Annotated in this window: 13 protein-coding genes; 10 read left to right on the top strand and 3 right to left on the bottom strand. The window is 71.2% G+C overall.

All coding sequences use genetic code 11. The features are described from left to right. Window positions 1–45: 45 nt before the first annotated feature. The 3 genes from ABT245_RS00525 to ABT245_RS00515 all read left to right on the top strand — a co-directional run bounded on the left by ABT245_RS00525 (window position 46) and on the right by ABT245_RS00515 (window position 5001). Window positions 46–1533 carry an aldehyde dehydrogenase family protein gene (locus ABT245_RS00525; RefSeq protein WP_351727250.1) on the top strand — a complete coding sequence of 496 codons (1488 nt, stop codon included), beginning with the start codon at window positions 46–48 and terminating at the stop codon, window positions 1531–1533. Further along, window positions 1530–3059 carry a GMC family oxidoreductase gene (locus ABT245_RS00520; protein ID WP_351727248.1) on the top strand — a complete coding sequence of 510 codons (1530 nt, stop codon included), beginning with the start codon at window positions 1530–1532 and terminating at the stop codon, window positions 3057–3059. The genes ABT245_RS00525 and ABT245_RS00520 overlap by 4 nt, the downstream gene beginning before the upstream one ends. Before the next feature lie 490 nt (window positions 3060–3549). Further along, window positions 3550–5001 carry a WGR domain-containing protein gene (locus ABT245_RS00515; protein WP_351727246.1) on the top strand — a complete coding sequence of 484 codons (1452 nt, stop codon included), beginning with the start codon at window positions 3550–3552 and terminating at the stop codon, window positions 4999–5001. 434 nt (window positions 5002–5435) lie between these two features. Here the strand turns inward: ABT245_RS00515 and ABT245_RS00510 are convergent, their stop codons facing one another. Both ABT245_RS00510 and ABT245_RS00505 read right to left on the bottom strand, forming a co-directional pair. Further along, window positions 5436–8570 carry a discoidin domain-containing protein gene (locus ABT245_RS00510; RefSeq protein ID WP_351727750.1) on the bottom strand — a complete coding sequence of 1045 codons (3135 nt, stop codon included), beginning with the start codon at window positions 8568–8570 and terminating at the stop codon, window positions 5436–5438. Between the two features lie 1151 nt (window positions 8571–9721). Then, window positions 9722–12145 (bottom strand): hypothetical protein, encoded by a 2424-nt coding sequence (locus ABT245_RS00505; protein ID WP_351727244.1) that lies wholly within the window; start codon window positions 12143–12145, stop codon window positions 9722–9724. Between the two features lie 175 nt (window positions 12146–12320). Here ABT245_RS00505 and ABT245_RS00500 point away from each other — a divergent pair, with 175 nt between their 5' ends. From ABT245_RS00500 to ABT245_RS00470, 7 genes are all read left to right on the top strand, one after another. Then, window positions 12321–13370 carry a LacI family DNA-binding transcriptional regulator gene (locus tag ABT245_RS00500; RefSeq protein ID WP_351727243.1) on the top strand — a complete coding sequence of 350 codons (1050 nt, stop codon included), beginning with the start codon at window positions 12321–12323 and terminating at the stop codon, window positions 13368–13370. Continuing rightward, the gene (locus ABT245_RS00495) at window positions 13367–14965 is read left to right on the top strand and encodes an FAD-dependent oxidoreductase (protein WP_351727242.1); all 1599 of its coding nucleotides are present in this window, start codon (window positions 13367–13369) and stop codon (window positions 14963–14965) included. The genes ABT245_RS00500 and ABT245_RS00495 overlap by 4 nt, the downstream gene beginning before the upstream one ends. Window positions 14966–15012: 47 nt before the next feature. Next, the gene (locus ABT245_RS00490; protein ID WP_351727241.1) at window positions 15013–16284 is read left to right on the top strand and encodes an ABC transporter substrate-binding protein; all 1272 of its coding nucleotides are present in this window, start codon (window positions 15013–15015) and stop codon (window positions 16282–16284) included. A 2-nt stretch (window positions 16285–16286) separates the two neighbouring features. Beyond that, the gene (locus ABT245_RS00485; RefSeq protein WP_502982056.1) at window positions 16287–17252 is read left to right on the top strand and encodes a carbohydrate ABC transporter permease; all 966 of its coding nucleotides are present in this window, start codon (window positions 16287–16289) and stop codon (window positions 17250–17252) included. Next, complete coding sequence (locus ABT245_RS00480; RefSeq protein WP_351727239.1) at window positions 17242–18084, top strand: carbohydrate ABC transporter permease; 843 nt, start codon at window positions 17242–17244, stop codon at window positions 18082–18084. The genes ABT245_RS00485 and ABT245_RS00480 overlap by 11 nt, the downstream gene beginning before the upstream one ends. A 228-nt stretch (window positions 18085–18312) precedes the next feature. After that, on the top strand, window positions 18313–19416 hold the full coding sequence (locus ABT245_RS00475; RefSeq protein WP_351727237.1) for a hypothetical protein: 1104 nt from the start codon (window positions 18313–18315) through the stop codon (window positions 19414–19416). 44 nt (window positions 19417–19460) lie between these two features. Continuing rightward, the gene (locus tag ABT245_RS00470) at window positions 19461–20321 is read left to right on the top strand and encodes a DUF3592 domain-containing protein (protein WP_351727236.1); all 861 of its coding nucleotides are present in this window, start codon (window positions 19461–19463) and stop codon (window positions 20319–20321) included. 148 nt (window positions 20322–20469) lie between these two features. On the opposite strand, the gene ABT245_RS00465 is transcribed toward ABT245_RS00470, so the two are convergent. Beyond that, window positions 20470–21351, bottom strand: a complete 882-nt coding sequence (locus tag ABT245_RS00465; protein ID WP_351727235.1) for a LysR family transcriptional regulator — start codon at window positions 21349–21351, stop codon at window positions 20470–20472. Between the last annotated feature and the right edge of the window lie 140 nt (window positions 21352–21491).

The following is a 21491-nucleotide window of genomic DNA, read 5'->3' as shown; positions in this document are numbered from 1 at the left end:
GGCCCCGTGCACCCACAACCGGAGCATCCACAGGAAGGCACAGCCATGGCCGACACCCGTGACGTCCAGGACGACATCCTCCTCGCCCGCACCATGCTCATCGGCGGAGAGTGGGTCGGCGCCCTCGACGGCGGGACCTTCCCGGTCCACGACCCGGCCGACGGACGAGTCATCGTCCACGCCCCGGCCGGGCAGACCGCCGACGTCGACCGGGCGGTGGCCGCGGCCCGCGCCGCCTTCGCCCCCGGCAGCGCGTGGCGGACGATGACGCCCCAGGAGCGCGGACGGCTGATCTGGCGGCTCGCCGACCTCATCGAGCACCACGCCGAACGGCTGTCCGCGCTCGACTCGGTCGACAGCGGCAAGCCCCTGGACGAGATGCGCTACTTCGACGTGCCGTTCTCGGTGGACGTCCTGCGCTACTACGCCGGCTGGACCACCAAGATCACCGGCGACACCATCCCGGTCTCCTACCCCGCCGCCTCCGGAGGCCGCTTCCACGCCTACACGCTCAAGGAGCCCGTCGGCGTCGTCGCCGCCGTCGTGCCCTGGAACCTGCCGCTGCTGATGGCCGTCAAGAAGCTCGCCCCGGCCCTGGCCACCGGCTGCACCATCGTGCTCAAACCCGCCGAGCAGACCCCCGTCTCGATGGCCCTGCTGGCCCGGCTCACCCTGGAGGCCGGCATCCCCGCCGGCGTCGTCAACTACGTCACCGGGGACGGCGAGAGCGCCGGCGCGGCCCTGGTCCGCCACCCGGGCGTGGACAAGGTGACGTTCACCGGATCGGTGGAGACCGGCAAGGCCATCGTGCGCACCGCGGCCGACGACCTCAAACGGGTGTCCCTGGAACTGGGCGGCAAGTCCCCGAACATCGTCTTCGACGACGCCGACCTCGACGCCGCCGTCGCGGGGGCCGCCGCCGGCGCCTTCGCCACCCAGGGGGAGAGCTGCATCGCCGGATCCCGGCTCTACGTCCAGCGCGGCGTCTTCGACGAAGTGGTGCGGCGCCTCGCGGACCACGCGGCCTCGCTCAAGCTCGGCCGCGGCACCGAGCCGGGCACCCAGATGGGCCCGCTCATCTCCGCGGAGCACCGCGACCGGGTGCTGGAGTACATCCGGATCGGCCTCGCCGACGGCGGCAGGGCCGTCACCGGCGGACGCGCCCTCAAGGGCGAGGGCTACTTCGTCGAGCCGACCGTACTGGTCGGCGTCCGGCCCGACTCGCGCGCCATACGCGAGGAGATCTTCGGCCCGGTCGTCTGCGCCGTCCCCTTCGACACCGAGGAGGAGGTGCTGCGCCTCGCCAACGACACTCGCTTCGGGCTGGGCGCGGCCGTGTGGACCAGGGACGTCTCGCGCGCCCACCGGATGGCCGCCGCCGTGGAGTCGGGGCAGGTCTGGGTCAACTGCTACCAGGCCGCGGACTCCGCGCTGCCGTTCGGCGGCACCAAGGAGTCCGGCTGGGGCCGCGAGACCTGCCGGGAGAACCTGGAGGAGTACCTGGAGACCAAGACGGTCGTGGTGGCGCTGTGACCCGCACCCTCACCCACGACTACGTGGTCGTCGGGGCGGGGACGGCCGGCTGTGTGGTGGCGGCCCGGCTCACCGAGGACGGCGCGCGCACTGTCCTGCTGGTCGAAGCCGGCGCCCCCGACAGCAGCCCGCGGATCACCACCCCGCACACCTGGCCCGCGCTGCACGGCACGGACGTCGACTGGGCGTTCCGCACGGTACGCCAGCGCGCGACAGGTCATGTGCACGATATTCCCCGCGGTCGCACGGTGGGCGGCACCGGCAGCACCAACGCCATGGCGTTCCTGCGCGGCGACCCCGGTGACTTCGACACCTGGGCCCGCCAGGGCTGCACGGGCTGGGACTACGCCTCCGTCCTGCCGTACTTCCGACGCTCGGAGACGGCGCCGCACGGCGATGCGCGCTACCGGGGCGGCAGCGGACCGCTGCGTCCGGCGCCCTCGGCGTCACTGCACCCGCTGTCCCGGACCTACCTGGAGGCGGCGCAGGAGGCCGGCCACCCGCTCACCGAGGACCTCAACGGGCCGAAGCTGCGCGGAGCGAGCAGCCATGACCTGCTCATCGCCGACGGACGCCGGCAGAGCACCGCCACGGCCTATCTGGAACCCGCCCTCGGCCGCCCGGGACTGGACCTGCTGCCCAGGGCCCTGGTGCAGCGGCTCACCTTCGACGGCGACCGCTGCACCGGCCTCGACGCGGTCGTGGACGGTGAGCCGGTGCACTGCGCGGCGGGCACCGAGGTGGTGCTGTGCGCCGGGGCGATCGGCTCCCCGCACCTGCTGCTGCGCTCCGGAGTGGGGCCGGCCGAGGAGATCGAACGGTCCGGTGTGAAGGCCCTGCACGACCTGCCCGGCGTCGGCCGCAACCTTCAGGACCACATCATCCTCGCCGGGCTGACCACGCCCTCACGCGGGCCGCTGCCCCCGCCGTCGGGCAATCTGGGTGAGGTGACCCTGCTGCTCGACAGCGAGCCGGGCCGCGCCTCGGTGGACCTCCAGATCGTGTTCATCCATGTGCCGTTCACCAACCCCTGGCAGCGCGCGCCCGAGTACGGCTACACCTTCGGCGTCGGGCACATGCGCCCGGCGAGCCGGGGGCGGCTGACGCTGGCGAGCGCCGACCCCGAGGCGCCGCCGCTGCTGGACTTCCGCTACCTGGACCAGGCGCAGGACCTGCGCGCCCTGGTCGCGGGCGTCCGGCACGCGCTGGAGATCGGCCGGACGGCGCCGTTCGACGCGTGGCGCGGCGCCGAGCACCCGCTGGTCGGCGCCGACGACCGGGCGGTGGAGACGTTCGTCCGGGACGCGGTGCAGTCCTACGGGCACGCCGCCGGGTCGTGCCGGATGGGCGTGGACGCGCTGTCGGTCGTCGATCCGCACCTGCGCGTCCATGGTCTGACGGGCCTTCGGGTGGCCGACGCCTCGATCATGCCGGAGATCGTGTCGACCAACACCAACGCGGCCACCGTCATGATCGGCGAGAAGGCGGCGGACCTGCTGCGCGGCCGCGACCGAGCCGAGTCCTGAGCCGCCGGCCGACGGCCGCCGACGGCGTGGGGGAGGAGGAGATGGGCAGGGGGTGGGGATCGGCGTCTGCCCCGCTCCCCGAGGCGCACCAGAGCAGGCCGGGGATGTTTCAAAGCCGGCGTCAGCACCGCGGCGAGGAGGTGAAGCAGGGCGAACACCCACATGGGCACGATGCAACTCACAGCGGCGATCGTCTCTGCGGACAGGTCCAGTGCTCTGGCGCCTCTCACCTACGCCCGGAGTGATCTCCATGGCCGGGAGAACACACCGTCGTACGCCCACCGGCCCCACCACATCCGACCCGCGCACACAGTCCTCTCCTTGGCGGCGGATGGTTCAGTGATCGTGGGTATGTGTCCTGGTCGCCCGCCTGCCCGTGTGCCTTCTGCTCAAGGCGGCGATGTAGGCCGGTTGTCAGTGGCTTGCCCTACGGTTTGAGCAGTGGGACCTGCCGGAGCGACCGCGGGTCCGTCCTGAGGAGGGGTCTGCCATGTCTGCCGGGTCTGCGGTGTCGACGACGTATCTGGAGCTGTCGCAGGACGGGGGCGGCGCGCACAAGTTCTACGAGGTGGCCGTGGACGGCCAGGTGGTGACCGTGCGGTACGGGCGCATCGGCGCGGCGGGACAGACCCAGACAACGACGTTCCCCACGGCGCAGAAAGCGCAGGCAGCCGCCGCGAAGAAGGTGGGGGAGAAGGTCCGCAAGGGATATGCCCCGTCCGTTCCAGGGCAGCGCGCCCCGCGTGCGGTGACCCGGCGTCAGGTGGTCTCGGCTCCGTCCACCGCGCGCGCTGTGGCGCCCGTGCTGTGGCGGTTCCGAACCGGTTCCTCGGCGTTCGGTATCCATGTCGACGAAGAGCGCTGCTGGGTCGGCAACGAGGCGGGCGACGTCTACACCTTGGACCACGAGGGCGGCGTCCTCGCCCGATTCAGCCTGCCGGACGGCGTGAAGTGCCTGGTCGCCGACGACTTCTGGATCTACGCGGGCTGCGACGACGGCCGGGTCTACGACTTGTCCTCGAAGCTGCCCTTCGCGGCGTACGACATCGCGGCGGACGTCGACATCTTCTGGTTGGACATCCACGAGGGCATCCTGAACGTCTCGGACCGCGACGGCCGGCTCACCGTCATCGACCATGAGGACGAGCATCAGTGGGCCCGTCGTAGCCAGGGCGAGCACGCCTGGATGGTCCGGGCCGACGACCGGGCCGTCTACCACGGCCATCACCGGGGCGTCACTGCCTACGCGCCCGACGGCGGCGGCGAGTTGTGGCACACGCCCACTCGGGGCGGTGTCCTGTTCGGCTGGCAGGAGGAGGACGCCGTGTACGCGGGAACCGCGCACCGCGTGGTCCAGCGGCTGTCGAAGTCGACCGGCACGATCGAGGCCACCTACGCCTGCGACAGCGCGGTGTACTCGTGCGCCACCTCGCCCGGTGGACGGTTCGTCTTCGCCGGGGATGCGGCCTCGTCCGTCTACTGCTTCGACCGGGACGGCATGCGTCTGTGGAAGCTCGGCACGGGCAGCGGCTCGGCCCTGTCGATGCAGTACCACGATGAGCGGCTGTACCTGGTGACCACGGACGGCTCGCTGGTGTGCGTGGACGCGAGCGAGGCTGCCATCTCCGCGGCGCAGCAGGGCACGGTGCCGGTGCCACGGGACGTCAAACTCGCCGCGGCCCTGCCGGCCTACGCTCCGGCCACGGCCGTGAGCGCGGTGGCCACCGTCGCCCAGGCCCCTGCCGGGACGGTCGTCGTCGAGTGTGTCCAGGACAGCGGTCGCCTGCGTGTGCACGTGGTGTCCGACGGCTACGACCCGTCCTGGAACGTCCAGTTCCCGCGAGCAATACGGGAGTCCGGGGCGCGCTACGTCGTGGAGGCCCTGCATGCGGCGGCCGGCGGTTTCTACCGGGTCCGCGGTGACATCCGGCGGCTGCTGTGACGGGGCGGGCGCGGCCTGACCACGACCTTCGACGAGATCAAGCCGCCGAGGACCAAGCGGCGGGGACACTTGCGCCCCGCGCTCTGAGAGCGCCCGGCACGGCTGGTCGAAGAGGGGCACCGAGGACGGCGCGGAGCGTAGGGAGTTCGTCGGCCGCAACGGTGCGAAGAGCCTGCTGTACCTGCTCTTCGAGACCGGGCGGCGGCACTTCGCCGGACCCGGCAACCTCGTGCTCCCTGTGGAACGTTTCCAACGGAAACACACGGAGCCGACGAGCCCGCCGCCGGGACCGGGAAGGGCTTCCCCTGTCCGGCCCTGAGCCGGCGAACCCGTCGGAGGCGGCGGCCGGGGTTGGCCGGGGATCCCGCGGCCCGCGGCGGCGGCCTGGACTCGTCCGGGTGGGACAGGTGCCCCGGCGCCGGGGCACCTGCGGCTCAGTACACGGAAAGCCGTACGACGCCGGTGTGTCCGTCCGGCGTGCCGGACACCGTGAGCGCGACATAGCGCGGCGAGCCGGTACGGTGCAGACGGCGGACGCGGCCGTGGCCGTCCAGTGCGCCCACCCTGCGGTAGCGCACACCGTCGTCGCTGAACTCCACATACGCGGCCGGTGCGTTGTTGCGGGACCACTCGGCCTCCACCTGGCGTACCGCGCGCGGGGCGCCGAGGTCCACGACCAGGCGGCCGTTGCGGCCCGGACGCCATGAGGTGTCCGGGTCGCCGTCCACCGCGGCGTCCGGCTCCGACATACCCGGCGGCAGCGGCGCGTTCGGGAAGGTGGTCCGGCCCAGCGCGTGGTCCCTCGTCGGATACGGCCGCGCGCCGGGCACCGTGACCTCCGTGCCGCGGCCGGGCCGCACCGTCACCGCCGTGCTGCGGCCCTGGGCCTCGATACGCACCCGGCAGGCCGGCCCGGACAGGTGCACGGTGGCGGCGTCGAGGACCCGCACCCGCAGCCCGGTCGGCAGTGACCGTCCCGACAGCGGGACGAGTGTGAACCTCGGAGGCAGCAGGCGGGCCGACGCCGCGTCGAGGCGCGCCTCGTAGCGGAGTCCGTTCCCAGTCACCATCTGCTCGCCCTCGTAGACCTCCCGGTGGCGGCCCCCCTGCTCCAGGGCGACCACCGTGCGGACCGGTTGCGACGAGAGGTTGAAGAGGCTCAGATACCCGTCGGTGACCGCCGCGCGGACCCCGGGGTCCCCGGCTGCGGGCGCCGGCCGGCGGGCGAGCGCGCTCAACTCGGCGGCGGACGCGCCGCAGTGGCCCTCGACGACGAGCGGGCCCTGCGCCCCCTCGGCCAGGACGATCATGTCCCCGTACACGGCCAGCGGGTACTGCTCGCCGCGCAGCACGAGGCCCGCGCGGCCGTCGACGTCGAGCCATCCGCCGCGGCTGCGCAGCGACGGGGCAGGCCCGCTCACCAGGTCCGTCCACCGCTCGTTGTCGGCCGAGCCCTGAACGCGGTAGGCACGGCCCGCCGCCTTCTCCCAGCGCAGGGTGACCCGGTCGAGCGTGCGCACCGCGCCGAGGTCCACCGCCAGCCAGCTGTCGGCCCGCCGCCGGTCGGCGATGGACACGGCCCAGCGGGTCGTGGCGTCGCCGTCCACGGCCAACTCCGGCCCCTTGCCCGGGGTGTACGAGGAGGCCGTGGCCTTCCCGCCGCGCGCGAGGTCCGGGCCCTCCTTCCCGTCGCGGGCCTCGACGGCGAACAGCGAGTACCCGTACGACGGGTCGGGCTGCACGCCGAGGACCCGCAGGTGCCGTACCGTCGCGCGGTCGAAGGCCAGCTCGTCGACACGGCCCGTCGAGCCGCCGGAGGTGTCCTGGGCGTCGACCGTGGCCGAGCCTTCCGCGAAGCGGTAGGTGCGGCTGCCGTCCAGGCCGGGCACGCCCGGCATGGTGAGATTGTGCACCTCCAGCCGGCAGCCACGGGTGTCCTGGCCATCGGCGGCGTAGACGACGGCGCCCGTGGGGAGCGTAGTGCAGCCGGCGAAGCCGTCCCGCAGCCGCAGCAGCGTCGCGCTGCCGTCGAAGCCGTCCCGCAGCCCGGTGTGCACCCGCACCGACCGGCCGGTGACCTCCACGGAGGCCGAGGGCAGGACCATCGGCGTGCTGCCGCTGAGCCGGAAGAGCCAGTCGTCGTGGCCGGGCTGCCAGGCGAACTTGACGAAGCCGGGCTTGGTCACCACACCCGCCCAGGCGGCGCCGGCCTGGTGGGACACCAGGCCGGGTCCGGTCCCGAAGTCGGTGACCCCGGAAGCGTGCTCGAACAGCTCCGCACGGGACAGCGGCGTCACCCGCTCGCCCGCGTCCGGCCAGATGTGCAGCAGATAGCTGATGGCGAGTTCGGCGCGCGCCTCCGGCTCGTACTTGGGTTCGCCGGAGAACTTCGCCAGCCGGTGCTCCGGCGGGTACTGCTGGTACGCCTCCAGACGCGAGGCCAGCTCCAACTCGGCGCGGGCCGCGGCCCGGTCGCCCATCACCCGGGAAAGGAAGGCCAACGGGATCACGTCCCGCCCGTAGAGATGCTCGCGGTCGTTCACCATCGGCATCAGCGGCTCGCCCGCGTCGGACATCACACCCAGCAGGGTGCGCCACAACGGGCCGGCGTTCGGCTGCCGGGTCAGCACCTCGGGCAGCGGGAGGCCCGCGGCCAGGAAGTGCGCGGCGTTGCGGCCCGAGGTGCGCCACAGCTCCGCCTGGTAGTGCGGTCCGAACGAGCCGTGGTTCTCCACGATGAACGTGTCGTAGACGTTGTGGGCGGTGTTACGGGAGACCGGAACGCCGTCCACGCGCGCCGGGTTGGCCAGGTCGGCCTGCGGCAGACCGGCCTCGTTGCGCGACCAGGTGCCGTAGTCGGTGGCCCAGTCGGCGCGGCGCCGGTCGTCCGGCGCCCAGGCCAGTGCCGGGGCGAGGGTCTGGGCGTAGAGACCCATCTCCTCCAGCTTGGTGTCGCCGACGTACCCGCCCTTGAGCCCATTGGGGGTCCAGTCACCGGAGTCCGGGTCGTCGCCCGTGCCGAGGGAGTGGGTGTACGCCGCCTGCTCGCGGGCGATCCGGTCCACCAGGGAGCGGGTTTCCGCGTCGAGGTCGTCCCAGAGCAGCCGGGCGGCCAGGATGAAGTACGACTGGAAGGTGGTGTCGAAAAACAGCGTACGGCCCCACTGCTTGCCGCCCGTCAGCCGGTTCGAGGCGGCGAAGTGGCGCAGCGTCGCGAGGGTTCGGCGCTTGAGTGTGTCCCGGTCGATGCCGGCCTGTTCCTCGTCGAAAGTGCCGTGGGTCAGCAGCACGGCGTGGCCGAGCACGACGGCGAAGCCGAAGTACTTGTCGGTGTAGATGCCCCGCGCCTCGTCCCACTGTGTTTCGGACCAGCGGGTGTGCCGCAGCAGCACGCGGTAGTACGTGGCGGTGATGTCGTCGGTGTCGCCGGAACCGTCCGACGAGGCGGGGCGCGCGGCGGCGACGGCCGCCGGGGAGCTTGGTCCTGCGGACAGGGCCGTCGCGGTGCCGGTGGCACCGAGGAGTTGCAGCAGGCGGCGACGGCCGAGAGGCAGGGAGATCGACCCCACAGTGTTCTCCTCACAGGGTTGAGACAACGTTGTCGAGACCAGTCGTGGCACGGCGTGGGCCGCATGGCCTCGGGGCGCCGCCGTGAGAGCGGAACCCGGGTTCGGGGACGGGCCACGTGTCCACGGTCGCGCTCCGCCGAGTGCCTTGCGGTACCTACGGTGGCGGACGGTGGTGGTGGCGGTTGCGTCATGCTCCCGGGGGAGCGGTGGTCGGTGCCTGCGGCCCGGACGCCACAGGGCAGCGCCCAGGGCCGAGTCCGCCATTTCGTAGCAGCGGAACCAGGCGTCGCGGAAGCGCACCAGCCCCTCGCCGAAGACCAGGTGGTTGACCGGGCCGCCCCGTTCGTCGTCGCAGGTCGGCACGAGAAACGGCCGCTCCAGCCGGGCGACCGTCTTCGTCGGTTCGGCCGGGTCGATGAGCAACTGCCCGCCGGAGTACTGTCCCTCGGTGTAACCGCCCTTGCCGTCCGAACGGCCGTGGTGGACCAGCAGGATGAGACCGTCGTCGGTGATCTCCGGGGCACAGCCCGCGTCCCCGAGCCGTGGCCGGCGCGGTGGCCGCGGGGGTGGCGTCGGCCGCCACGAGCGGGCCGGCCGGCGCGGTGCCCACAGAGGTCGCCGGGGCCTTGAGCAGTCCGCGGCGCCCGGGCGCCCGCCGGTCCTCGTCACGCATGTGAGGGCATCCTTCCGATGGTCGGGCAGCCACCGGCTCACCGGGCCATGGGGGAGTGGTGATCCGGTCGCGGGCCTGGGTCCGCTCGGCGTAGACAACGTTGTCGGGACGGCTGGAGGCGGAGTCCTCCCACCAGAGCTGTGGTGACGGCGACAGCGCCGAGAGCGCGTCTTCTCCCCGGACGTCCACCGGTACCCTTCCTTCTCGCCGCGGTCGGGCCGCGCGGCTGAAGCACACCCTTTGCCGACCGGGTGTGTTCCGTCAAGGGAAAACGCATGATCCGCTGACACGGCACACGGCCGGAGCGCGCGGGTCTGCTGCACCATCGGGTGACATCTGAACTCGCTTGCCCTGTAGGACCGGGCCGGTACCGCAAGGGCGACGAGCGTGACGACGGACTTCGCCATCGCGGTACCGGCCCGGTCGATCAGGCTGCGGCGCCGGTCGCCGGTCGCCGGTCGCCGAGCATGACGCCCGGTCAGGAACCGATGAGTGGCGCCGGTGAATCCGGAGACGGCGACCGGCGCGGTCTGCGTCCGGGGCTTGTCGGTCGGGGCGTCTCCAACGGGCCGCCCGCGAGGGTGTGGTGGCCTTGGCCGTCCGTGCTCGGTGCGAGACCGTAGTAGATCCGTGGCGCGCCGTCGAGTGTCAGCGTCACATTGCCACGGGTGACCGGGATCTGCCGGACCTGCCCGACCGCGTCCACCTGCTGTACGGCGGTCGTGGCGGCGACCACGACCGTGGTCTTGGTCGGCCAGGGGTCGATCCACACCTCGGGGGCGGGGAAGTGCCAGTCGGTCCGCCGGCCGACGGTGTTCAGCAGGTAGCCGTCGGCCCGGTTCCACAGCACGACCGCGGGCCCGTCGGGTGTGTCGAACCACAAGCCGAACGTCTGCGGGTCGGCGAAGGTCAGCCAGCCCTGGAAGGTGGCCTGGTCGAGCGTGCGGGCCGCGGTCGCGTACGCCAGGAGCGACGGCTTCGGGCTGAGGTCGCGGTTCATCAGGCCGTAGTGGTACTCGACGTTGTCCGGGTCGGCGACCTGCGGCATGCCGAGCACACTGTCGTGGAACTGGTACCAGCACACGCCCCGGATCCCCTCGGCCTTGGCCAGTGCCAGGGTGAGCAGCACGTTCTCCGCGGCATGCCGGTAGGTGTCGTGCCACCAGCTGTTGGGTTTGGTCGGTGCGTATGCCTCGGTCAGCCAGATCTCCTTCTCGCCGTGCTCGGCCATCAGTGCCTTCAGCCGGCGCAGGCCACCGTAGAAGTTCCAGTAGGTGCCGTCGCCTCCGGTGTCCCAGTCGTCGCCCGGCGGTATGTAGTCCGGGGTGAAGTTGCCCCGTCCCGGGTGGTAGGCGAAGGCGTCGATCAGGTCCCAGCCGCCTGCCGCGATGAAGTTCTCCACCCATGGCTTGTCCATGCCGGCCAGCCCGTTGTTCATCAGCTTGACGATTTCGCCGGTGGATGCACGCCGGTCGAAGACCGGCCGTAGTGCCTTGTCCAGGTACGCCTGCGCGGCGTCGCCGGTGTTGAACGGTCTGTTCAGCTCGTTGCCGACCTCGAAGTAGCCGGCGCCGGCGCCGACTGCTACCGCCAGTTTGTCCGCGGCCCAGGTGGCCGCCTCGGTGTCGGTGACATCCAGCGACGGCTGGAGTTCGATGTTGTGGCGCATGCCGCGGGCGTCGAAGGCGGCGGGCGGCAGCCCGGGGCCGCCGTCGTAGGAGATCCGGACCAGGCTGATGCCGACCTTCTGCCACAGGTCCAGTACGGCGTCGGCGCTCGGCCGCTGCAGCCAGGGGTAGTTGGCGATGGCGAACATGCTGTCCGTGCCGGCCCGGTAGTCGTATGACGGCAGGACCGCGAGATTGGTCCGGGCGAACGCCTCGTCGTCACCGGATCTGACGACCACTTCGGCCAGCGCGATCCCGCCGGCCGGTGCGGCCAGGGTGAAGGTGTGCTGCCAGGTGGCGGCTGCGGCGACGCTGCCGGTCGTGGTCGCGGTGGCCAGCAGGGCGCCGTCGAAGCCGCGCACCCACAGGTCCAGGTCGACCGTTCTGGCCGCGCCGCCGTTGGCCACCAGGGCGGTGAGTTCCATCTGCTCGCCGGCCGACTCGTACAGGTTGAAGTCGCGGTTCGTGGTGAGTTCGAGGCCGAGTTCGCGGCCCCGGCCGACGGTGGCGGTGGCTGACGGCCGGGTTTCGGAGAAGAAGAAGTCGGCCCGGCTGGTCCAGCCGCCGACGGGGTCGGCGACACCCGGCGCGTGCACCCAGGTCGCGTTCGTCCATGCCTGGCGGGACCGGTCCAGCAGGAACAGGCCGTGCAGCGCGGCTCCCCAGGTGGAGGTGTGAGCAATGCCGACAGTGGCCTCGTACGGGATGCCTCCGCCCGTGTCGCGGACCCATTCGGTGATCGGGATGCAGTCGTCGGGCGCGGTCGGCGCCTGGATCGCCCGGCTGAACAGAAAGCCGTCCGGGACCAGCGTGTTCGCCCCGGTGACGCGCCACTCCAGCACGGCACGGGAGGTGCCGACGCTGAACCAGCCGGTGACGCCGGTCGGGCCGGCGGCGGCGTCGAAGGTGTAGTCCATCCGGATCGCCGGCGTCCCGTCCGGGAGCGCGCTCAGGGCCGGGGTACCGCCGGTGGACACATGGATGCCGGTGACGCTGTCCTTGACCTGGAACTTGGACCCGGCCGAGCGGGTGACGCCAGCGGCGTCACGAATGGCGAGCCTGCCGCCCGCACTGGCCGACAGGCTGATGCCACCGGCGGTCAGGGTGACATCGCCGGCCGCGGCGTGCGCGGTGACCGGGGTCGACTCGGCGACGAGTACGACGCCGGCGGCGAGGGCCGCGCCGAGGAAGCCCCGGCGGTTGAGGGTGGGTCGGGAGAAGGCTTCGGAGACCATCGTCTGCTCCTGTCCAGCGCTTGGCGGCGCGCTGATAATACCTATCTTCAATTGGGTGAACGACACGTTTCCAGGCCACTACTTCGGTGTCAACACATGCTTGTTCTGGCGGTCCTTCGTGCGTTACGGTCGTCGCCAGCAAGATGAAGTTAGGCATTATCACGATGGAGGAGCGATGTCGCCGAGACCTCGCCGTGTCACGCAACGCGAGATCGCAGAGCTGGCGGGCGTCAGTCAGACCACGGTGTCGGTGGTGTTGAACGACCGCGACGACTCGAACGTGCGGGTCCCCGAGGCCACCCGGGCGCGGGTCAAGCAGGCCATCGAGCGGCTCTCCTATGTCGCGGACCCCGCGGCCCGCCGGCTCGCCGGTCTGGACAACCAGATCATCGGCGTCTTCACCTACGAGGCCGCGTTGTCCCCCGAGAGCATGGACTTCTACGGTCCGCTGCTGAACGGGATAGAGCGAGCCGCCGAGCAGATCGGCTGGGACCTGCTGTTCTTCACCTCCTCGCCGGTCGAGAACGGCACGCGCAGCCTCTTCCACCGCAAGACCCGGCTGCGGCTGACCGACGGCTGCGTTCTGCTCGGTCAGCAGATGGTCGCCTCCGAGCTGGAGCGGCTGGTCGCCGAGCAGTTCCCGTTCGTCGCGATCGGCCGCCGGGACGAGACCGCCGCCGCGGTGCCGTGCGTGGCGATCGACTACACCACCCCGACCACCGCGCTGATCGATCAGGCGGCGGCCGACGGGCACCAGCAGGCGCTGTACGTCCACCGCGGCCGCGACACCCCGACCGCCCGGGACCGGCGCGATGCCGTCGAGGCCGCCTCGGCGGCGGGCAGGCTGGCTTTCCTGCTGGTCGGTGAGGAGAGAACCGCTGACCTGCCCCGGCTGGCGCGGGCGACCGGAGCCACCTTGATCATCGCGGAGGACGCGTTCCTGGCGGAGGATGTCGCGCACGCGCTGTTCGGCGCCCAGGTCGCCGTACCGGACGAGATCTCGCTCGCCGCTCTCGGGGAGGTGCGCGGCCATCGCGTGGAGGGCCGGACGCTGGCCGGCTTCCACGTCCCCAGACAACAGCTGGCGGCCGAGGCACTCGACCTCCTCCAACTCCTGATCACCACGGCCCCGCAGGAGTGGGCCGGTCTGGACCGGGAGCGGCTGCTGGTCGCCGAGGTCGAGCCGGGGGACACGATCGTCACGCGAACGGAGTCGCCGTCTTGAGCGACAGGATCACAGCCGAGGTGGCGATCATCGGCGGCGGACTCGGCTCCGTCGCCGCGGCGCTGGCACTGCTGCACCATGGCCGCCGCGTGGTGATGACCGAGGAGTACGCCTGGCTCGGCGGGCAGCTCACCTCGCAGGCCGTTCCGCCCGACGAGCACCTCTGGGTGGAGCAGTTCGGCATCACCGCGCGCTACCGCGCGTTGCGCAAGGACATCCGCCGCTACTACCGCGATCACTACCCGCTGACCGCCGCCGCGCGCGCCGACCGGGAACTCAACCCGGGTCGTGGCCGGGTGAGCAGGCTGTGCCATGAACCGCGGGTGGCCGAAGCGGTGATCACCTCCTTGCTGGCGCCATACCGGTCGACCGGGCGGCTCACCGTCCTGCACCCCGCGGTGCCCGTCGCGGCCGAGGTGGGGGACGCGACGGTCCGTACCGTCACCGTCGAGGACCCGCGCACCGGGGCCGAGACGGTGATCACCGCCGAGTACGTCCTGGACGGAACCGAGACCGGCGAGCTGCTGCCGCTGACCGGAACCGAGTACGTCGTCGGGACCGAGGGGCGGTCCGACACCGGCGAGCCGAGCGCTCCCGAGGTCGCCGATCCGGGCAATGTGCAGTCGATCGCGTGGTGTTTCGTCTTCGATCACGTCGCGGGCGACCACACCATCGCCAGGCCGGACGACTACGACTTCTGGCGCTCGTTCGAACTGCCCTACTGGGGTGCGCCGATGCTGTCCTTCACCGCGCCCAACCCCCGGACCCTCGTGCCGGAGGAACGCACCATGAACGTCAACCCGGCCGACGACACCACGGGGGACCCCCGATTCGACGCCGGCGACCAGGATCTGTGGCAGTTCCGGCGGATCGCCGCCCGGCAGAACTTCGCAGAGGGCTTCTACGACAGTGACATCGTGCTGGCCAACTGGCCGCAACTGGACTACGTCGGCGGCTCGATCATCGACACCGACGACCGGCAGCTGCACCTGGCCGCCGCGAAGGCGCAGTCCCGCGCCTACCTGTACTGGCTGCAGACCGAAGCGCCTCGCCCGGACGGTGGCCGCGGCTGGCCCGGACTGCGGCCGCGCGGTGACCTGGTCGGCACTGCCGACGGATTCGCACAGGCGCCGTACATCCGCGAGTCCCGGCGGATCAAGGCGCTCACCACCGTGCGCGAGCAGGACATCTCGGTCAAGGCCCGCGGGGACGCCGGACCGGCCCGGTTCGACGGCTCGGTCGGGGTGGGGATGTACCGGATCGATCTGCATCCCTCCACCGGTGGCGACAACTACATCGACGTCGAATGCGCGCCGTTCGAGATACCGCTCGGCGCGCTGGTCCCGGTGACCACCCAGAACCTGGTGCCGGCCGCCAAGAACATCGGTACCACCCACATCACCAACGGCGCCTACCGGCTGCATCCGGTCGAGTGGAACGTCGGTGAATCGGCTGGGGAGCTCGTCGCGTACTGCCTCGAACTCGGCCTGAGCCCGCGGCAGATCGCGACCGACGAAGCCCTCGTCGACCGACTCCAGGACAGGCTGGCCGCGGCCGGGATCGAACTCCACTGGCCGCACATCGCCGGCTATTAGCCCACCCGAAGGCGCAGCGCGCGCCGAGAGCAGGAAAGACCCACACCATGGACAGAGCAAGAAAGCTGTTCGGCGCGGTGGCGCTGACGACGGCGCTGGCGCTGACGGCCGCCTGCGGCGCATCCACCGACGGGTCCGGGGCGACGAACGCCACGGACGTCAAGCTCCGGATGACGGTCTGGACCTCGAACCAGGACCAGCTCGAACTGTTCGACACGATCGCCGCCGCCTACCGTGCCAAGCACCCCGAGGTCTCCTCGATCACGTTCGAGAGCCTGCCCTTCGACGACTACAACACCACCCTGACCACGCAGATCGCCGGCGGCAACGCTCCCGACCTGGCCTGGATGGGCGATCTGTCGGCGGACCTGATCGCCTCCGACGCGCTGGTCGGCCTGACCGACACACTGCAGGCGACCGACGGCTGGCGGTACGACGACCTGGAGGGCAGCGCGACCAAGGAGTTCAGCCGGGACGGCACGCTGTACGCCTACCCGTTCTCGACCTCGCCGTTCGCGCTGTACGTGAACACCGATCTGCTGGCGAAGGCCGGGCAGAAGATCGACCCGAAGACCCTGACCTGGGACCAGGTCGCCGCCGCGGGCGCGGCCGTCCACGCGGACACCAAAAAGGCCGGTTTCGTCGTCCGGGACTTCGACTACAAGTCGTGGAACATGCTGGCCACGGTGTGGACCGGCTTCGGCGCCGCCGCGTGGAGCCCGGACGGCAGGACCTGTACCTTCGACAGCCCCGAGATGCGGCAGGCGTTCACCTTCCTGCACGACGCCGCGTTCAAGACCAAGGCCATGCCCGGCCCCGGTACGACCGCTGACTTCTTCGCCGGTGACGCCGCCTTCACCGTGGCTCAGGTCTCCCGCGCCTCGCTGCTCACCGGCCAGTTCACGTACGCGCTGTACCCGCTGCCGGCGGGCCCGGCCGGCCGGTACTCCGTCATCGGCCAGGCCGGCGTGGGCGTTCTGGCCGCCGGCAAGCACAAGACCCAGGCCACGGACTTCCTCGCCTACCTGACGAACCCGGCGAACTCGCAGAAGCTGGCGCAGTTCTTCCCGCCGCCGCGCAAGTCGCTGCTCACCGGCGCGGAACTCGCCGCCGACAACAAGGTGCTGACCGCCGCTCAGCTCCAGGAAGCCGTGGTCGACCAGCTGCCGAACGCCGTCACCCTGCCCAACCACACCAGTCCGGCCGAGATCGCCCAGAGGGGCAAGACCGCACTGGACGCGATGTGGAAGGCCGACGCCGACGTCCCCGCCGTGCTGAAGTCGGTCTGCACCGCGATCGAACCGATCCTGGCCAAGTGACCATGACCGGCCTCACGAAGACCCCCACAAGGACACCGGACGCTTCCCGGGCGCCGACAAGGGCCCGGGACACCCTTGGACCGCCGTTCTGGTCGACCCGGCGCAGAGATGTGCTCGCCGGCTATCTGTTCATCGCGCCGCAGCTCGCCGGGGTCGTGCTGTTCGTGCTGATCCCGGTCGGCCTCGCGATCTGGTACAGCCTGAACGACTGGAACGTCTTCACCGGCGAGCAGACCTTCGTCGGCGCCGACAACTACGCGGCCCTGGCCGACGACCCGCAACTGCCGTCGGTGCTGGGGGCGACCGCCGTCTTCTGCGGCGGGGTCGTGGCCTTGAACATCAGCCTCGGCCTGCTGCTCGCCGTACTCCTGAACCGGCGGTTTCGCGGCGCGACGTTCTTCCGCACCCTGTTCTTCTCCCCGGTCGTCGTCTCCGTGGTGGCGTGGACCCTGGTCTGGGGCTTCCTGCTCCAGGACAACGGCGGCGTCAACGGTCTTCTCGGCGTGATCGGCATCGAGGGGCCGAACTGGCTCCAGCACGGCGACACCGCGATGCTGTCGGTGATCATCACGCAGGTGATCCGCAGCGTCGGCGTCAACATGGTGCTCTTCCTGGCCGCCTTGCAGGGCGTGCCGGCACACCTGTATGAAGCCGCCCGGATCGACGGCGCGGGGAGCTGGGTGACCTTCACCCGGATCACCCTGCCGCTCATCTCTCCCACGGTGCTGCTGACCGCGATCATCACCGTCGTCGGAGCATTGCAGTCGTTCGCGCAGATCGCCGTACTGACCAGTGGCGGACCGGAGTTGAGCACCACGGTGCTCGTGTACTACGTCTTCCAGCAAGCCTTCGAGTTCAACCACATCGGCTACGGCTCGACGCTGGCCCTGATGCTGCTGTCCTTCGTCATGCTGCTGACCCTGCTGCAGTGGCAGCTGCGCCGGAAGTGGGTGTTCCATGAGCAGTAGGCCGAGATCCGTCCTGCGGCGAGCCCTCCTGGTGACGGCGCTCGGCGTCCTGGCGATCCCGTTCGTGGTGCCGACCATCTGGATGGTGGCGGCTTCGGTGAAGCCGCTGCCCGAGATATTCAAGGCCCCGCCGTCACTGTGGACCGCCGACCCCACGCTGTCCGCGTACACCGAGGCGTTCGGCTTCCAGCCGTTCGCCCGGCAGTACGCGAACAGCGTGTACATCGCCGTCCTGGTCACCCTGATCACCCTGCTGGTCTCCGGCCTCGCCGGATACGCCTTCGCCCGGATCCGCTTCCCCGGCGCGAACGGCCTGTTCCTGGTGGTGCTGGCCGGCCTCCTGGTGCCCAGCGAGGTGACGATCGTGCCCTTGTTCCAGATGTTCAAACGAGCCGGGATGATCAACACGCACTGGCCGCTGATCCTGGTCACCGCGCTGGCCGGACCGTGCGTCCTGGCCACCTTCATCATGCGGCAGTTCTTCATCGCCCTTCCGGCCGAGCTGGAGGAGGCGGGCCGGCTGGACGGCCTCGGCCGCCCCGCGATCTGGTGGCGGATCTTCCTGCCGCTGGCCAAGCCGGCGTTGTCCGCGGTCGCGATCCTGACCTTCCTCACCTCGTGGAACCTCTACCTCGAACCCACCGTCTACCTCACCTCGCCAAAACTGTTCACGCTGCCGCAGGCCCTCACCCGGTACACCGACGCCTACGGAGGCGATATGTGGAACACCCAACTGGCGGCCGCAACCATGACCGTCCTGCCGGTCCTGGTCGTCTTCGTCATCGCCCAGCGCCAGTTCGTCGAGGGCCTGGCCCACTCGGGCCTCAAATGAGGCCGGGATCAAGGGCCCTGGATGCGGCTCTGTCCCAGCCCCGACCAGCCCGAACGCGGACTGCCGCCCGACCCGAGACCTTCCGCGGGGACGGCCCCTGCCGGCGCACCGGGCTCGGACACCCGGCGCGGGGCCGCCCATTCCCCGTAGGGGGTCGTTCCCAGCAGCCCCGGAGGCACACGCTTGGAGATCTACCGATCGTCCCCCGAGCCCGACACAATCACCCATATGACGATCACCAAGGGCGCTGCGCCCCCCGCACAGAACACACTCGTCGTCCTCGCCCGGGGACTTCTGACGGGTGGTGTGATCGGGGCGTCGCTGGCCGCTCTCGTCGTCGGCGGCATCATCGAGAGCGTGCCGCTGTTCGTCACCGGACTGGGTCTGCCCGTGGTCTACGGCCTGGTCTTCTTCCTCGCGGGTGTGCCGAGGCGGGCCCGCAAGGCGGCGATCGCGCCTTGTACGGCGCTCGCGAAGGTCGAGAGCGTGGAGGCCGTCGGGGGCGAGGCGACCAGCGACGTGGCGGTGCGCTTCGATCTGACGGTCGCGCCGGACGGCATACCGGCGTACCGCGTCGCGTTCACAGAGGACATCAACCTCGCGGACTTGCCCGACTACCGGCCGGGCGGCGTCGTGGTGGTCCAGTACCCGCCGGACCGGCCGTGGCGGGTGAGGATCGTGAAACGGCCGACGCCGGAGTGGGAGGAGCGGGTGGCCGGTGCCCGCCTCGACTCGGCGCCGGGGCCGGTCCTGGTGAGCGAGCCCTCCGAGGGCCGTGCCGTCGGCTACGTCAGGCTGCTCGCCCTGCTGCTCGCCGCGGCCGGTGTGGTCCTGCTGTTCCGCGCCGACCTGTTCGACGGGGGCGCCTCCGCACAGTCGCCGTCCTCCGCGTCGCCGTCGACTTCCGTCACTTCCTCTACGTCGACCACGGTGGTGTCGTCGGCCTCCGGCACGGTCACCCTCGGCCCGAACCAGTCGTTCCTCGACAAGGGCGAGCTGCGCAAGGCAGTCGGCTCGCTCACCGAGGGCGTGGACGCGGGCGCGGCGCTCACCGTCGTCGTACAGGATCGGCTGCTGTCGGTCGTGTACGCGCCCACCGGCTCGCAGGCCCCGACGTTCGACCCGGATTCCCTGCCGTACGACCGCTTCCCCGCCCTGGTCGAGGAGGCGAGGGCCGGCCTGGGCGTCGGTTCGCCGCAGACCTGGCAGCTCACCGTCGAACGCCTCACCGGCTCCCTCATCGTCAGGGTCGGTGTGACGGGTACCGAGGGAACGGCCTCGCTGGAGGCGGACGGGCACGGCAAGGTGGTGCGGCGCACCCCGGCGCACTGACGGATGCCGCGTCGGCCGCATCTCACTGAGGAAAAGGAAGACACATGGGTCTGCAGGGATATCTGGCGCTGTGGTGCGGGGCGTTCGGCACCGTCGCGCTGGTCGGGTACGCCCGGTCGCTGGCCGGGCTGACCGCGGCCCAGCGGGCCGTCCGGGTCATGGGGCGGATCGAGCAGGTGCGGGAACCCAGGCACGGAAGCTCGCAGCGGGACGGGATACCCGTGGTCGTCTCCTTCCAGGACCCGCTCACCGGTGAGGAGTTCACCGTGACGAGCGACCGTGACCACGGGGAGAGGATCACGGCGGCCTGGACGGGCCGGGAGATCGGTGTCCGCTACCCGCGCGGGAGACCGCATGCCTACCGGTTCACCGACGACCTCCGGGCAGGCCGGCGCGGGCTCGGGTGGCCGAACTTCGCCATCTTCCTGATCTACGTCGGACTGGTGGTCTTCGCATCGATCGACTGGGGCTGGCCGTGGGCCCTGATCGGCTTCGGCGGGCCCTGGACCCTGTCCGGCGTGTGGTACCTGCCCCAGAGCGCACGCGCCGTGAGCCGCCGTGTCGACGCGCTCAACTCCCAACCCCCCGTTCGGGGCCGTGTCATCGCCGTGCTCACGGACACCAGCACCGACAGCGACGGCGACACCTACACCAGCCACACGCCGGTCATCGCCTTCACCACCCACGAGGGCACGCCCGTCACCGCCTACTGCGCCGACGAACTGCCCGACCCCAGCAAGTCCTACGGCAGGGACGTCACGATCCACTACGACCCCGACGACCCCGCCGTCTTCACCCCGAACCTCGCGGCCGAAGACCGTTCCCGCGCACTCGACATCACCTTCGGCATCGTGGCGCTGCTCCTCGGAGTGGCGGCGGTCGTGGTCGGAGCGGCGCTGCTGTGACACGTGCGGCGCCCGGCCACCGCACGGGGCACTCGCCGCCCTGACCTGTGGGTGGTCGCGGTGGCCCCGCCGGGCAGGCGTGCGAGGGCGCCGATGTCCTGCCGTGTCGTCACCACCATGGGGTGCTCGGGCCGGTGGCACCGACGGCCTACCGGCGGCTCGGCCGGCGCCGGGACCGGTCGGGGTGCCGGGCCGCCTCAAGCGCGATGCGCTCCAGGTGATCGGCGAGGGGATGCGGCGTCCGGGCAGGTCGGACCAGGACCAGCGGGACGGGCGGAGCGTCGGCGATGGTGATGTAACGGACTCCGGGGTGGGGATGGTCGCGTGCGGCTCGGGGGAGGACCCCGACGCCGCGGTCGGCGGCGACCATCGCGATCCACTCGTCGTACGTGCGGCAGCTGACGGCCGCCTCGGGGCGCGCGCCGGGCGGCCACAGGGCGGGAGTGACCGTGCCGCTCTGCTGGTTGACCACGAGCGCGTGATCGGCCAGTTCCGCCCAGTGCAGGCGTCTGCGGCGGGCGAGGGGGTGACGGAGGCCGACGGCTGCCACGCGGTCCTCGGTGCCGAGTTCGACGATGCGCAGCCGGCTGTCCGAGGAGGGCCTGCCGTAGATCACGGCCGCGTCGGTGTGTCCGCCGGTGACACCTGCCGTGCGTTCGTCACGCCGGACGAGTTCGAGTCTTCCGCCGGCCTGCTGCTCGAACTCGGTGATGAGATGCCGCGCCAGGCCGCTGGGCAGCAGCCAGGTGAAGCCCAGGCGCAGCACCGGATGGGCGCCGACCGACCGCAGGGCGGAGTCCAGCCGGGGGAGCAGGGCGGCCATTTCCGTATGAAGGCGATGGCCGGCCTCCGTCAGGCTCACCCTGCGGGTGGTGCGGTCGACCAGGCGCACGCCCAGCGCCGATTCCAGACGGCCCAGGGAACGCGTGAGCGTGGGTTGGGTGGTGTGGCACCTGTCGGCGGCGCGGGAGAAGTGCTCCTCCTCCGCGAGGACCAGGAACCAGCGCAGGTCCCGCAGCTCGGCATTCATGCGCCAAGTGTATAAAACCCGGCTGTTGTGTATTTCCGTCGGCGGCCGTCACCCGTCTAGCGTCGAAGCGAGCAAGTCGGACGGCCCGCGGCGCGAGACCGCCCGGCAGCAGACATCACCGCGCCGCACGAACAGGCGAT

Source organism: Streptomyces sp. NPDC001508, from assembly GCF_040298665.1.
Taxonomy (GTDB): domain Bacteria; phylum Actinomycetota; class Actinomycetes; order Streptomycetales; family Streptomycetaceae; genus Streptomyces.
The sequence above is the reverse complement of the archived record's forward strand: the minus strand, read 5'-3'. Positions and strand labels throughout refer to the sequence as shown.

Excerpts from the sequence above, each read along its gene's own strand:
- ABT245_RS00525 (WP_351727250.1), top strand. The coding sequence starts at position 46 with ATGGCCGACACCCGTGACGTCCAGGACGACATCCTCCTCGCCCGCACC.
- ABT245_RS00515 (WP_351727246.1), top strand. The coding sequence starts at position 3,550 with ATGTCTGCCGGGTCTGCGGTGTCGACGACGTATCTGGAGCTGTCGCAG.
- ABT245_RS00505 (WP_351727244.1), bottom strand. The coding sequence starts at position 12,145 with ATGGTCTCCGAAGCCTTCTCCCGACCCACCCTCAACCGCCGGGGCTTC.
- ABT245_RS00500 (WP_351727243.1), top strand. The coding sequence starts at position 12,321 with ATGTCGCCGAGACCTCGCCGTGTCACGCAACGCGAGATCGCAGAGCTG.
- ABT245_RS00490 (WP_351727241.1), top strand. The coding sequence starts at position 15,013 with ATGGACAGAGCAAGAAAGCTGTTCGGCGCGGTGGCGCTGACGACGGCG.
- ABT245_RS00485 (WP_502982056.1), top strand. The coding sequence starts at position 16,287 with ATGACCGGCCTCACGAAGACCCCCACAAGGACACCGGACGCTTCCCGG.
- ABT245_RS00480 (WP_351727239.1), top strand. The coding sequence starts at position 17,242 with ATGAGCAGTAGGCCGAGATCCGTCCTGCGGCGAGCCCTCCTGGTGACG.
- ABT245_RS00475 (WP_351727237.1), top strand. The coding sequence starts at position 18,313 with ATGACGATCACCAAGGGCGCTGCGCCCCCCGCACAGAACACACTCGTC.
- ABT245_RS00470 (WP_351727236.1), top strand. The coding sequence starts at position 19,461 with ATGGGTCTGCAGGGATATCTGGCGCTGTGGTGCGGGGCGTTCGGCACC.
- ABT245_RS00465 (WP_351727235.1), bottom strand. The coding sequence starts at position 21,351 with ATGAATGCCGAGCTGCGGGACCTGCGCTGGTTCCTGGTCCTCGCGGAG.